Below are 13705 nucleotides of genomic sequence, written 5' to 3' on the forward strand. Positions count from 1 at the left end.
AAGCGAGAGACAAAAAAGGCGGCCACCATGGCCGCCTTTTTTATGGGCGAGTTGCCCGGACCAGGATATTGCGTGGCGTGATTTCGCGATCGCAGAATTCCCCGATCTCCACCCGTGCGCCCTGCTCTTCCAGGTACAGCGCCCGGTCCAGCACCAGCCACAACTCCAGCGGCCGGCGGAAAACATGGGCCACCAGCTCCATGCGCCGCACGCGATGCCGCCGCTGCAGGCCCAGCGCCAACCAGTGCTCCTCGTCGATATCTGCCGGCAACGACAGCTGCCGGCGCTCCGCCGCCCAGCGGGCAAAATCGGCAAAGCGTCCGGTCAGTAAACCCTTGCGTATATTCGGTACCGCCAGGTATTCGTCGACACCGCGGAGCTCACGCTGAAGCTCGTCAAACGCCATCCGCCAGTGCAGTTCGCGCTGGCGCAGGCGGCGCACGCCGGCACCCGCTGTAACCGTTTCCTGCAGGGGCAGGTGCAGGTCGTCGCGACTGAGCCGCACCTGGGCCACCCTGGCAGTTTCGGAGAGCGGCAGGAACGCCTCACCGCGCAACAGGTGATAGCAGCAGGGTGACAGGCTCAGGTGCCGCCCGCCGCCGTGGGCCCAGTGCCGCATCAGGGTGGTATGCAGGTCGCCGCAGGCGTGCAGGGCCACCGCATCGGCGCCGGTCACCCACTGCGCCGCTTCCGGCGCGAACGCATCGCAATGCACAAAGCGCATGGGCGCGCCACTGCGTTGCGCCAGTTGGGTACCCTCGTCGCAGAGACGCGCCTGCCACTCGAGGCTGGTCACCGGCCGCCCATCGCAGGTGGCCAGCACCCGGCCCAGGTGGCCCTTACCGGCGCACCATTCCAGGACCGGATCCTGCGACTCCGGCAGGCATCCGGCAAAAGCCAGGATCTGCTGCCACTTGCGCCCGGGTACCCCGTGGTCCAGTCGCTCCGGTGGCGCCAGCACGCGGGCCTCCAGCCGGGGCAGGCGGCTCAGTGCCAGCAGCGGCGGCGCTTCGGCCAGCCAGGGGGAGAGCCAGTCGGCAGCCTCGACCATATCCGCCTCCAGCTGCCGGAGAACGTCGTCTTCCAGCGAATCCAGGGCCTGACAGAGTTCGGGATGGGTATCGAGCCAGCGCCACTGGCGGTGATGGAAGGGCCGGAATTGCCACCACCGGGCAGCGCCGGCGAGCAGCTGGTCGAGCTGGCAAAACCACTGGCGCAGGTTCGACCGCTCGCTGTCCCGCCTCTCACTGCCCATGCCAAGCTCCGTTTCGTAAACCGCTGAAACCCCTTCACAGTTTACCGGGACGGGCCGGCACACCAAAGGACCGCAGTTTCCGGCCAGGCCGGCGGGCGGGAACCCGGCAGTATCGCCTGGCCGGCCCTACCGGCGAAAGTGCGATTTCAGGAGGTCTCAGCTTCTGCAAACGCAACCGGGGCCGCGCTCGCCGCTGTGCGGTCACGCCCCCCCTGTTTGGCCCGGTAAAGCGCCGCATCCGCCGCCTCTAGCAGCTGCACCGGTGCACCCAGGTTGCCGCGCTCGAAACTCGCCACGCCGATACTGATGGTGAGGGGCAGCTCGAACAGGTCCAGCTCCCGCACCCGTCGCAGCAGGCGCTCGGCCAGTACCTGCGCCTGCTCGCCGCGGGTATCCGGCAACAGCAGCGCAAACTCTTCGCCACCATAACGACAGGCCACCATCGGCCGGCGTGTCTCCTGCTCGATCAGTTCGCCGATCGCACGGATCGCCTCATCACCACGGGCGTGCCCGTAGCGATCGTTGATGGCCTTGAAGTGATCAAGATCCATAAACAGCAACGAGAGCGGTGCACCGGTGCGCCGGGCCAGTTCGAATTCCCGGGGCAGCATTTCCTCGAAATAGCGCCGGTTACTGAGCCCCGAAAGCTCGTCGGTGTATCCGCGCCGCCGGATCTCGCGCACCCGCGCACCCAGCGCCAGTGACAGCAACACCATCTCGACCAGGGCGGCCACCTGGAATGCGTTGTGGGTGATGGCGTTGTGGGGCAGCCAGCCGAACGTCTTCAGCACGTAGACAATCACACTGGCCAGCAGGGTGCTCCAGCCCACCATAAAATAGCGTGCGGGGATGGATCCCCGCAGCAAGCTGACGGCGCCCATGGCCAGCAACAGGAAGCTCGCCAGCAGGATCAGCACCGTAAAAAGGGTGACCATCAGCCGGTAGCCGGCAAAGGGTGACACGATCGTCAGCGGAATCGTCACCACCAGCAGCAGGCGCGCCAGCCGGTCCAGTCGCGGTGCCAGTTGCCGGCCGGAGCAGATTGAGCGGGCGAACTGGGTAGCACAGACCAGCACAATACCCAGCAGCACCACCAGGCTCTCATTCGCCAGCCAGGGATTCCCGGGCCAGAAAAACTGGAAAGCCACACCGTTCAGCACCCCGAAGTAGAGGCCGTAACTGAGCGCGTAGCCCATGTAATAGATATAGGCCCGGTCGCGCACTGCCAGGAAGAGAAACAGGTTGTAGATCACCAGCACCAGAAATCCACCGTAGTAAACCCCGAGCAGGAACTGGTCCAGGGTAAGGTGCGGGATAAACGCCCTCTCGCTGCTGACCTCCAGGCCGATATTCATTGATCCCTGGGTGGCATAGCGCAGGTAGAAAGTGCGCTCGGTATTGGGCGGGAGGGTTACCGGAAATACAAAGTTCCGCAGCTCCAGTGGGCGGCTGGCAAATGGGAGCCGGTCGCCGGTGGCGATATGCTGCCAGCTGCCATCCTCGCGCGGGGCCCAGAAATCCAGGTGGTCAATCAGTGGATAGTCCTGCCGGATTAGCAGGGGCAGGGACTGGTCGCTGGGGTTAACCAGGGTGAATGCCACCCAGTAAGCGGAGCGGCTATAGCCAAAGTTGGCGGATTTTTCTCCCCAGGGTTGCAGTCGGGCCTGGCCGTCCGGCGACTGTAACAGGTCGAAAGTCAGGGAGTGGTCCGGGTCTTCCAGGAGACGCATGGCGGGAACCAGCGACCGGGGTTCCTGGCCCGGCTCTATGGATAATGACTCTCCCCGGACAACCAGGCCCACGCAGAGTAAAAGTACCCCCGAAAGTACCGCGGCAACTCGCATCCTGCCTTCCCGTCTTGTTCTTGTTAGCGGATCTTGTTGTACGGGGCGCAAGGGATAGATTGTCCTCTAGCCGGCGGCCTTTCCAATGGCCACTGTTACCCCTGACACTTCAGGATGTTATCACAGTGATTCGCCCTGTCTGCCTCCACCCTGCCGTGGAAATCCTGCCAACAGGCCGATGGCGAGCTGTTAGTATCAGCAGTTCACCTTTTCCGCCGCACCGGTGACCTCGATGAAGATTGACTCGCTCTACCTGTTCCCCGTGAAGTCCCTGCAGGGACACATTACCGACAGCCTGTCCCTCGATCGCTACGGCGCTGTCGATGACCGGCGCTGGATGCTGGTGGATGCCGAAAACCGGTTTGTGACCCAGCGGCGAATCCGCCATATGGCACAGCTGCGGGCCACCGTCACACCCACCGGCGTGCGGATACAGCATCGGGACGGGGATGAGATTGAGATCACGCAACCAGGCGAGTCTGCGCCCGTGCTCCGTGTCACGGTCTGGGATGACGCGGTCCTGGCACGGGACGCCGGGGATATGGCCGCCCATTGGTTGAGTGAGCGATTACAAACAAGCGTGCGACTGGTGGCGATGGGCGCGGAATTCCACCGCCCACTGGCAGCGCCGCGGGCAGACCGGCAGGTGGGCTTCGCCGATGCAGCGCCGCTGCTGGTGATCAGCCAGGCGTCCCTGGACGACCTCAACGCACGTCTCGCAGAGCCGGTCTCCATGCTCAACTTCAGGCCCAACCTGGTAGTGAGCGATTGCGAACCCTTCGCCGAGGACCAGTGGACACGCATGATCGTGCATACCCGTGACGGGCCCGCCGCGTTCGAGTGCACCCACCCCTGTGCCCGCTGTGCAATTCCCGGACTCGACCCACTGACCGGTGAAGTGCGCCGGGAACCCCTGCGGACCCTTGCCCGGTATCGGCGCGGGGAGGATGGGCAGGTCTATTTCGGCGTGAACCTGGCGCCAATTAGTGGAGCGACTGCTACCGGCACCATAAACTTGGGCGACAGGGTGGAAGCAATCTAGCGGGCCACACCTGCAGGCAGGAGGGATCCGATGGCCATCACGCGATACTGTACGGAACTGCTGGAATCGGCGAGTCGTTTCCATGTCCATTATGGCGACAGGCTGGCAAACCACCTGCCAATGGTGCTGATCGCGCTGGACCAGATGGGTGCTACCCGCGAGCAGCTCCAATATGCATTCGACCGTTCCACCCCCCACCTGCAACTCAGGCCGGCGAGCCCGGTGAAGCCTGTCAGCGATATCACCACCTGCCGGCACAGTGAGGAGTTATTCCCTAGCGCGCTGCAGTACTACGAACAACAGCTGGAGCAACACGGAATCGCGGACTGCCTGCGACGCGAGCTGCCGCCGCTGCTTCCCTCCATAGCGACCGCCGCTTTCCACGGCCTGATTCGCACTGCTTACGGTATCGACGCGAGGCACCTGGAGGAGGTCGCGATGGGTCTCGCGTACTGGAATCTGGAGTATTACCCACTGGAGTCCTCTGGTGAACGCACAGACCTGGCGGCGGCCGAGGTGATTGCGGATGTCAGCCAGCGCTATCCGCAGGTAGAGGTAGCCCCGGGCAATATCAGTGACCACATGCATGCGGTCATGGGCCAGGATGGCTGGATGGACACCCCGATCCAGCCGCGGCAGCTGGGACTGGAGGATATCGCCGCAATCGCCCTCAAGGCCTATGCCGGCACGGGAAGCTTTACCCTTCTGCACGGCGTGACGGGATGTCATGCCCTGCGGCTGATATTGCCCTATTGTCCCGATCGGGAGGTTGCCATGCGGTATTTCTGGGAGGGGCTGGTCATTGCCTATCTCAGCACCGGGCCAGAACCAATCGTGTCAGCGGGGGCACGCGGTGACGCAGTGGAGCAAGTGAAGGCGTGGCAAGAGATAAGGGAGAAAGCATGCCGCAGTGATGATGATCACATCATCAAATTGAGCTACAGCTGTCAGCAGGAGTTCGAGTTTTACGAAAACGCCGCCTACCGGCATGTCGCGTCGTCGTTATTCGAGTAGTAGCCGGAATAAAAAAATCCCCGCCGAACGGCGGGGATTTTCCAACAAAAGCCGTTTAAGACTTAGTTGAACTCGTAGCGAACGCCAAGGCGAACGGCACGAGGTGCCTGGTAGTAAACCGGCTCACCGTAGAACTCATCGACGAGACCGCCGTCGGTGTCACCAGTCTCAACCACTTCGCTGACAGCGTCGTTGCCGAACACGTTAAACACGTCGAAAGACAGCATCAGCTCCTGGTTGTTGGCGAACTGCACCGGGTACTGGGCATTCAGGTCCAGGTTCCAGTAGGTGTCAGTGCGACCCTGGCTACCGCGCGGCTGAAGCTCACCCTGGCAGTAGAAGGATTCAGCACCGTAGGCCTGGGCAAACACGTCGGTCGGGTGAACGCCGAAGCAGTTCTTCGGACGACCGGTCTGCCACATGAAGTTACCACCCAGGCGCAGGCCCATGTCGAACTGGTAAGTACCAAATGCCTTCAGGGTGTGGCGGCGATCGTTCGGCAGGTTGCCGTAACCACCATCCAGCAGTCCCGGCTGGTCGAAGTTAGTGGTCAGGCCGGCATCGTCCTGGCCGTTGTCCGAACGCACGTAACCTTCGTTGTTACCCCAGCTGTGGCCCCAGGTATAGGACGCATCAACCATCCAGCGACCATCGAACGGACGACGGAAAGTGAATTCCAGCGCACCGTACTGACGCTTGGCCTCCGGGTAACCCAGCTGGTCCGCGGAAAGGTTCACGAACTCATCGGTCTCCGGGATGTAGATACGCATATCGTTACCCGGGTTGGTGAGTACGTACTGGTGGAAACCAGTGAAGGCATCTTCAACAGTACCGTCTGCAGTCCAGTTGCCCTCGGTGTTGTAGTAATCGATAACGGCAGCATCGATCGCCACGTCCTCGATGGAGGTCTCCAGGTTGCGGTACATACCCTTGACACCCAGCTCCATGCCATTCTCCATTACGTATTCGTAACCGAGGATGAACTCAGACTGGTACATGGGCTCAATGTTGGTATCCACCAGGCTGCGGGTATCCGGCACAGTGCCGTCACCAAACAGGTCCTGGTCGAACTGGCCACCGACGTTACACGGGGTAAAGTCGGCGTTCAGGCACTCGCCGTCCCAGTCGTAGTAGTTCTGGATATAGGTCTCGTTACCGGCCATCCGAATATTGGTATTCGAGGCGATCGGCAGGTAGTACATACCCCAGTTGGCAAAGATCTTCTGGTTGCCGGCACCGGTCGGGTCGAATACCGCTGACAGGCGCGGTGCCCACTGGTTGTCGATCTCGATGAACGCGTCACCGGCACCGTTGTTGTTCTTGAAGGTCTCGTTACGCAGACCCAGCTGCAGGGAGAGCTGGTCGGTTGCCTGCCAGGTGTCCTGGATGTAGAACGCTGAGGACTCTACGTCGAACTCACCACCTACGTTATAGATACGCTCACGAACGTTCGCGCCGGAGGGACACTCAGCCAGGGAGCACTCGTTGTAAGTGTTGTTCGGATCCAGCAGCCAGTAGACGCCACCAGAGTTCACAGTCGCACTGGTAGAGGTGTTGTTTTCCTGGTCGAGGCCCACTTCCAGGAAGTGGTCATTCAGGTCCCAGGAAAGGTCAACACGCAGCATTTCGCGTGTATCTTCACCGGTTTCAACGGTGAAGTTGGTCCAGTCACCGCGAGCGATAAAGCCACCGTTGTACTCGTACACCACCGGGATATCGGCAGTGGCAGGAGCGGTAGTGCGGTTTGCCTCGTTTTCACCGTAGGACACGGCCAGGGTGACAGTGTCAGTCAGGTTACCGGTGTAGGTGGCAATCCAGTTCATACCACCGCGCTCGTACAGGGTATCACCCAGGTAGTTGCCAACAGTTTCAGTGGCAGAGTCGTACTCGTAGGAGCCTTCGATGGTCTCGCGCTCGTCACTGAAAGCGGTCAGTTCAACACGGTGGTTTTCACTGATGTAGCCATCCAGTTTTACGCCCCAGAAATCGGTGTCCTGCTCGGCCTTGTAACCACGGCCGCTGAGCATGCCGTAATATTCCTGCTCCTCGCTCTTGTTGCTGTAGAGCGCGTAGAAGAACAGGCGATCTTCGATGATCGGGCCGGAGGCATAGATATCGGCATTGGTCTCCGAGTATTCGTCCTTGTCGTTATCGGCGGCGTAAGTATTCGGTGCCGTTTCGACCTCGGTATCGTAGTAGAAGTTGGAACCGAACTTGAATTCGTTGGTACCACTCTTGGAGGTGGCATTCATGACACCACCGGTGGAGCGGCCGAACTTGGCGGAGTAACCGCCGGTCTTGACCTGGATGCTGTCGTAGAATTCAAACGGAACTTCAGAAAAGCCCAGACCGTTACGGAAGTTGGTGGTGTTGAGGCCGTTGATGTAGCTCACGTTCTCCGCAACTGACGCACCGGCAAAGCTGGCATGATTACCAAAGGTCTGGTCACCGCGCGTTACGCTCGGGGCCAGCAGGGTAACAGAGGTCAGGTCGCGGGCTACGGGGATTTCGTTCAGTTCCTCGGCAGAAATTACCATGCCGGATTCTGCGATACCCACGTCTACCTGGGAGATACGCTCACCGTTAACGACAACCTGCTCCAGCTCAGCGCCGGAGCCTAGGACGATGGTAGCCGTGCCGCCAAGGCTAACGACAACAGTCTGCGTATCAACGACACCGCCGTCATTGAATACCTGCAGCTGGTATTTGCCCGGAGTCAGGCTGCCAAAGCGGAACTCGCCGTCGGCATCGACACTGATTTCCTTGGTGATACCACGAGCGGTATCAGTCAGCTTGATAGTCTTGGCATTCTCGACACCCACCACGGAACCGCGAATGGTGCCGGTGGTGTCGTCGGCAAATACTGTCGGGCTGGCGACAGTGGTAGCACCGATCGCCAGAGCCAGGACGCTCTTGGCCAGGTGCATTCTGAGCTTGTTATTTGAGCTCATATTGACCCCTCTCTTATAGGAAGTTGTTGTGTGAGTTGTATTTATTGAACGTGATCGCCCCCCAGCGATCACTTTCCCAACACAAGTACCAAGACGAGCGAGGAACAGTTTTACTCAACTTTTTTTGTAAAAAAGTCACAAAACGAAAATATTTTTATGCCAGATGCATCCATATTGGCACTACCCCTGGAACATCAGCTCCTAACCGAAAGCAAAAGAGAGCAGGATAAATTCAAAAACGGCATATTATCGATAAACCTATCCCATAAGGGTCAGGCTTTACACTAAGGGGCTCATATTCAGCTTAGTCAGCAAAGTTTTGATTTAACGGGTGATCAAAACTCTCAAAAAGCTCACAAATTAAACAGGCTGCCGCTTTGTATCATTGCGGACCGACTTTCAGGCCGGTGCCCGAGAACTCCCTGGAGAACCTCAACAGGACAGGGCAGCATGATCACAGGGCAAAAGAAATATGCCCGCCCGCCGGTAACGAATAAAAATCAACCAGCCCGGTTATGACAGGGACGCATGCACTCCACCTTTTACACCGGCCCCCGGAACAGTAACCTGTATGGAGAATGATTCCTTAACCAGCTGATTGCAGGACCGCACATGGCTCTTACCCCATCAAGCATGATTCCGCTCGGCACCGAGATGCCGGCATTTACCCTTCCCGATACCAATGGCGGGATGCTGTCGAGTGCTAAGATGGCGGGCAAGCCGCTGCTTGTGATGTTTATCTGCAATCACTGCCCTTTTGTAAAACATATAGCCGCCGCATTGTCAGAATTTGCGGAGCAATATATTCCCGCTGGCCTCGCCATTGTCGCCATTAACAGCAACGACTTTGCCAGCCACCCGGACGACAGCCCGGATAAGATGCGCGAGGAAATAGCTGCAAGGGGCTACCGGTTCCCATACCTGGTGGACGAAGGGCAGGAAGTGGCAAGGGCGTTCGACGCAGCATGTACGCCGGACTTCTTCCTCTTCGACCGGGATGGCAAGCTGGCGTACCGGGGCCAGTTCGACAGCAGTCGACCGGGCAATGGCGAGCCAGTGGACGGCTCTGACTTGCGCGCGGCGGCAGATGCGGTACTGCGGGGGGAGCAGCCGGACGCGGACCAGACGCCGTCCATCGGCTGCAATATCAAATGGAAGTAAACCGGACCCCGGTTGCCCTGTAGGAGCGCCCCATGGCCGCGAATACACCCGCCTTTGGGTGATCGCAGCCAGCAACCGCTCCTACCGTATCAACCGGTGATTACTGCTTGCGCAGGAACTCCAGCATCCACTTGGCCACGGTGCTTTCGTGGATATCGTTCTGCAGGGAAGCCTGCCCCTTTTCCACCACATCCCCGCCGAAAGCCTCGCGGCGCAGCTCCATCAGGCTGTTGGAATAGGGCTTGGTGAACTCCGGGTGGGCCTGGAAGGTGAGCATATTCTCATCCACCTGCACCATGGCCATGGGGCAGAAGTCGCTGGACGCCAGGATCCGGGCCCCGGGCGGCAGGGTTTCCACCTGGTCCTGGTGGCTGACCAGCAGGCTGAACTGGTCGAGCGGTTCTGACATCCAGCTCGGTGTCTCCTGCAGCTCGTAGGTATGGACGCCGACACCCCAGCCCTTGTCGGACTTGCGGGTCTTGCCCCCCAGGGCCTGGGCGATCAGCTGGTGACCGAAACAGATGCCGATGGTGGGCTTGCCCCGTTCCCGCAGCATGCGCACAAACTCCATCAGGGGCGGGATCCAGGGCTTGTCCTCGTAGACACCAGTCTTGCTGCCGGTAATCAGGTAAGCGTCCACTTCATCGACGTCATCCGGGTAGTGACCGTGCTGCACTTCATAGGTCACAAACTCCAGGGATGGATCCTGGTCCCGCAGCAGCTGGGCAAACATTTCCGGATATTCACCAAATTCACCCACCAGCTCCTTGCGGACATCATCGGTTTTCAACACGCCTATTTTCATTATCTCACCGCTGAATTGACTACTGAGGTGGCGGATTATGGCATATCCCAGCCCCGTCTGGCGTCCTGTACCACAGCATCCCCTCGGCGCCTGCGCCCAGTGTCTAGACTGACTTTTGGGAACCGCAGTCTTCATGGAGCGAACCGAAAATGAGATCCACGGCACTTCTGACCTCCGCCCTGGCGCTGGCACTGGCCGGCAACAGCGTCCTGGCGGAAAACCGCCAGGGGGATTTCATCCTGCGAGCCGGGGCTGGGGCGACAATACCGGATGACATGTCCGAGGAGCTGAGGCTGAATGGCGCCCTCCTGCCGGGCACCCGCGTCCTGGTAGATGATGGATATGCCGCCACCTTTACCGGCGCCTGGGTGTTTGCCGACCACTGGGGCCTGGGCTTGCTCCTGGCCACCCCGTTTGAACACGACCTGGATGTCCGCGGCCTGCCGGACGCAGATGGGCTCTCGATTGGCACTGTACCCCTGGGTGACATCAAGCACCTGCCCCCGACGCTGACGGTACAGTGGTTCCCGGTCTGTGTAGAGTCATGGGTCCAGCCTTACGTCGGCTTCGGCGTCAACTACACCACTTTTGTCGACGAAGACGTTGCCCGCATCGCCAATGGATATTTCCTCAACATGCTCGGTGCCACGCGGGATGCGAGACTTGAGCTCGATGATTCCTGGGGGCTGGCGGGCGAGCTGGGTGTAGACGTGCAATTTGGCCCTGAAAGCCGCTGGCTGTTTAATGCCTCCATGTGGTACCTGGACATCGACGCCGACGCGGAGATTCGCTTTCCCACCGAGACCGGAGTTTCCCGGATTAAAACGGAAGTGGAGATCGACCCCTTCGTATACAGCGTAGGCATCGGATATCGTTTCTGATACAGATACGATTTATCCTCAGGACGCGAAAAGAAAATAATACTGCCAGGACCATCCATGGCAGCCGCAGATTCCCGCCCGGCGCCTTGCGATAGTCCTTTATTCTGGTTAAGGTGAAATAAACCTGTCACCAGATCGGGCCATCGAGTCATTTCCAGCCCGGTTTAGCCTGGTTTCCCCCGGCAGCCCGGAGCGCCGCGCCAATGTGCTGCCTGTTATCTCGAGGTGTTGTTTACCAGCGCCAAGTTCGAACGCAGTTCAACTAAAAGAACAACAGACAACTCTGATTCTATTGCGCCCGACAACGGCAATACTTTGCCGCTGTGCCTCGGCATGCCCCCGCTACTCCGGTGGCTGTAATTGCGTGTAATGGCGCCGGCATAAAAACAAGAACAAAAAGCCAATAACAAGAAACCAATAAAAAGGTGAGAGCGAAAATTCAAAATAACACGGCATAAGAATATCGCACGACAAGGAGAGCAATATGCAACGCGCCACCACCATCAACCGCCCAGGAACTGCGGTTATCCGCCAGGGGCTTTCCCATCGCCACTTCCTCCCGGCACTACTGGCTCTCGCAATCAGCGCGCCGGTTACTGCCCAGCAACAATCGGTGCTCGAAGAAGTCACGGTGACAGCACAGAAACGTGAACAGTCGATGCAGGATGTCTCGGTCGCTGTCAGCGCGTTTTCCGGCGATGCTATCGAGAAAATGGGTTTCGAGGAGGGCCTGGACATTACCCAGCAGGTCCCCAATATGAATTTCTTCGCTATCTTCGGCGAGGCATCCAGTCCGTCCGTCAGCCTGCGCGGTATCAGCCTGGTGAATTTTTCCGACTCCTGGGAGTCGCCGGTATCCATCTATGTGGATGACGTCTATCGAGGTAATCCTGCCGGCTCTGCTATCCAGTTGTTCGACCTGGAGCGCGTGGAAGTGCTGCGCGGGCCCCAGGGCACCCTTTATGGCCGCAACACCACCGGCGGGCTTGTGCACTATGTATCCCGCAAACCCACCGATGAATTTACCGCTAGCGCCAGCGCCAGCCTCGGCAGCTATTCCGAGCAGATCCTGGAGGGCGCGGTTGGCGGCGCGCTGGCCGACGGCGTGCGCGGTCGCTTCGCCTTCAAAAGCACCACCAATGATGGCTGGCAGACCAACACTGTTACCGGTGACAAGCTGAACGATACTGACAGCTTCGGCTACCGCGGCCAGCTTGACTTCGACCTCGGTGAAAGCGGCGGCCTGCTACTGAATTTCCATGGCAGCGAGGCGGACCAGAACTCGGTTGGCTTCGCCCATATGGGCTACCTGGAAGCGGCCAGTGAAGATGCCGCGACCTGTTCCATTTCCCGCATCCAGGATGGTGGCTGCACCAGCAATACCTTCGGGTTTACCGGCGCAGAGGCCGTGGACGGCAAATTTGATCCCGAGCATGTGGCCAGCGGTGCCGCCAATGGCCTGATCACCCAGATTGACACCTATGGTACGTCGGCCACCCTCGATTGGGAGTTCGAGGACTTTACCCTGACCTCCATCACCGCCTACGAAGAACTGGACAAGTTCCTGCAGGATGACGGCGATGGCACCGAAGTGGTCTGGTTTGACGAGCAGTATGCCGTGGACGCGGAGCAATATACCCAGGAATTACGGTTGGATGGCGCCACCGATAATGCCACCTGGGTTACCGGCTTTTACTACTACAAGGATGATCGTGGCCTGGTCACGGAAGCCCCGACAACCGCCGACGGCCTCTGGCACCAGGAAATCGTCGCCCTCGACAGCGAATCCTGGGCGCTGTTCGGCCAGGTGGAATACGACCTGGCCCCGACCCTGACCCTGGTGAGCGGCCTGCGCTATACCGAAGAGGAACGGGAGTTTGCCCAGGATTCCGGCCCCAGCTTTTACGAGCCGCTCTCTGTGCGGGACGACCTGAGTGAAAGCGCCACCACCGGCAGGCTGGGGCTCGACTGGCGTCCCGGTGATGACACCCTCGCCTATGCCAGCTTTTCCACTGGTTTCAAGAGTGGCGGTTTCTCCGGCAGCTACAACGCCTCGCTGGAAGCCACCCGCCCGGTGAGCGCCGAGGAGATCACCAACTTCGAGGTAGGGCTGAAAACTACCCTGGCAGAAGTCTACCGACTCAACGCGGCAGCGTTCCACTACACGGTGGAAGACTACCAGGCGCAGGTTTTCCTGACGGTGGCCGACGGCAGCGTGATTACCAACGCGGGGGATGTAGGGGGAACCGGCGCGGAAATCGAACTGACCGCGCCGATTACCGACAACTTCGAGGTAATCGCCGGCGCCGGCTGGCTGTCCACCGAGTTCGACTCGGAGCAGATATTCTTCGTGGCCGGCGACAGCTATACGCTGGACGGCAATGAACTGCCCTCTGCGCCCGGCTTCACCTACAACCTGGTGGCGCGTTACTACCAGGCCCTGGGAGAATCAGGCGAGCTGGTATTCCAGGGTGATTACTCCTGGCAGGATGACCACTTCCTGCAGATCGAGAACGACCCCTACTCCCGCCATGAAGCCTACGGCCTGGCCAACGCCAGCGTCAGCTGGTATTCACCCTCCCAGCGCTACAGTGTGCAGGCGTTTGTGAACAACCTGGCGGACGAGGAGTATTTCACCTACCAGAATACCCTCGGCAGCGACTGGGGATACGGCGTCTGGGGCCAGCCGCGCACTGCGGGCATGCGCTTCAGCTGGAAACTGTAAGCCAGCATGCAAGCACGCGCCGGGGCC

At 59.8% G+C, this 13705-nt stretch carries 9 protein-coding genes; 5 read left to right on the plus strand and 4 right to left on the minus strand.

What is annotated here, in order from left to right; genetic code table 11:
* Nucleotides 1-40 precede the first annotated feature (40 nt).
* A complete protein-coding gene (locus LVD10_RS07295) occupies nucleotides 41-1255 on the minus strand; it encodes a methyltransferase (protein ID WP_237062725.1) in 1215 nt (404 codons plus the stop codon).
* A 146-nt stretch (nucleotides 1256-1401) separates the two neighbouring features.
* Entirely contained in the window at nucleotides 1402-2985 is a 1584-nt protein-coding gene (locus tag LVD10_RS07300) for a diguanylate cyclase (RefSeq protein WP_237062733.1), read from the minus strand.
* A 346-nt stretch (nucleotides 2986-3331) separates the two neighbouring features.
* Here LVD10_RS07300 and LVD10_RS07305 point away from each other — a divergent pair, with 346 nt between their 5' ends.
* Both LVD10_RS07305 and LVD10_RS07310 read left to right on the plus strand, forming a co-directional pair.
* Complete coding sequence (locus LVD10_RS07305) at nucleotides 3332-4141, plus strand: MOSC domain-containing protein (protein ID WP_233006359.1); 810 nt, start codon at nucleotides 3332-3334, stop codon at nucleotides 4139-4141.
* Nucleotides 4142-4171: 30 nt separating this feature from the next.
* Nucleotides 4172-5155: a questin oxidase family protein gene (locus LVD10_RS07310; RefSeq protein ID WP_237062735.1), complete on the plus strand. Its 984-nt coding sequence runs from the start codon at nucleotides 4172-4174 to the stop codon at nucleotides 5153-5155.
* A 62-nt stretch (nucleotides 5156-5217) separates the two neighbouring features.
* Here LVD10_RS07310 and LVD10_RS07315 read toward each other — a convergent pair whose 3' ends face one another.
* Nucleotides 5218-8106, minus strand: a complete 2889-nt coding sequence (locus tag LVD10_RS07315) for a TonB-dependent receptor (RefSeq protein ID WP_233006361.1) — start codon at nucleotides 8104-8106, stop codon at nucleotides 5218-5220.
* A gap of 612 nt (nucleotides 8107-8718) precedes the next feature.
* Between LVD10_RS07315 and LVD10_RS07320 the strand changes: the two genes are divergently transcribed.
* On the plus strand, nucleotides 8719-9267 hold the full coding sequence (locus LVD10_RS07320) for a thioredoxin family protein (RefSeq protein WP_237062737.1): 549 nt from the start codon (nucleotides 8719-8721) through the stop codon (nucleotides 9265-9267).
* 100 nt (nucleotides 9268-9367) lie between these two features.
* Here LVD10_RS07320 and LVD10_RS07325 read toward each other — a convergent pair whose 3' ends face one another.
* Nucleotides 9368-10072, minus strand: a complete 705-nt coding sequence (locus LVD10_RS07325; protein WP_233006363.1) for a glutamine amidotransferase-related protein — start codon at nucleotides 10070-10072, stop codon at nucleotides 9368-9370.
* Between the two features lie 149 nt (nucleotides 10073-10221).
* On the opposite strand from LVD10_RS07325, the gene LVD10_RS07330 reads away from it, so the two are divergent.
* Together LVD10_RS07330 and LVD10_RS07335 are read left to right on the plus strand one after the other, a co-directional pair.
* Nucleotides 10222-10953: an OmpW/AlkL family protein gene (locus tag LVD10_RS07330; RefSeq protein ID WP_233006364.1), complete on the plus strand. Its 732-nt coding sequence runs from the start codon at nucleotides 10222-10224 to the stop codon at nucleotides 10951-10953.
* Nucleotides 10954-11437: 484 nt separating this feature from the next.
* On the plus strand, nucleotides 11438-13678 hold the full coding sequence (locus LVD10_RS07335; protein ID WP_237062745.1) for a TonB-dependent receptor: 2241 nt from the start codon (nucleotides 11438-11440) through the stop codon (nucleotides 13676-13678).
* Nucleotides 13679-13705: the final 27 nt, after the last annotated feature.

Source organism: Microbulbifer zhoushanensis, assembly GCF_021729055.1.
Classification (GTDB): Bacteria; Pseudomonadota; Gammaproteobacteria; order Pseudomonadales; family Cellvibrionaceae; genus Microbulbifer; species Microbulbifer zhoushanensis.

Bases quoted from the DNA above. Each gene is read 5' to 3' on its own strand.
- LVD10_RS07295 (WP_237062725.1), bottom strand. From the start codon at position 1,255: ATGGGCAGTGAGAGGCGGGACAGCGAGCGGTCGAACCTGCGCCAGTGG.
- LVD10_RS07300 (WP_237062733.1), bottom strand. From the start codon at position 2,985: ATGCGTCTCCTGGAAGACCCGGACCACTCCCTGACTTTCGACCTGTTA.
- LVD10_RS07305 (WP_233006359.1), top strand. From the start codon at position 3,332: ATGAAGATTGACTCGCTCTACCTGTTCCCCGTGAAGTCCCTGCAGGGA.
- LVD10_RS07310 (WP_237062735.1), top strand. From the start codon at position 4,172: ATGGCCATCACGCGATACTGTACGGAACTGCTGGAATCGGCGAGTCGT.
- LVD10_RS07315 (WP_233006361.1), bottom strand. From the start codon at position 8,106: ATGAGCTCAAATAACAAGCTCAGAATGCACCTGGCCAAGAGCGTCCTG.
- LVD10_RS07320 (WP_237062737.1), top strand. From the start codon at position 8,719: ATGGCTCTTACCCCATCAAGCATGATTCCGCTCGGCACCGAGATGCCG.
- LVD10_RS07325 (WP_233006363.1), bottom strand. From the start codon at position 10,072: ATGAAAATAGGCGTGTTGAAAACCGATGATGTCCGCAAGGAGCTGGTG.
- LVD10_RS07330 (WP_233006364.1), top strand. From the start codon at position 10,222: ATGAGATCCACGGCACTTCTGACCTCCGCCCTGGCGCTGGCACTGGCC.
- LVD10_RS07335 (WP_237062745.1), top strand. From the start codon at position 11,438: ATGCAACGCGCCACCACCATCAACCGCCCAGGAACTGCGGTTATCCGC.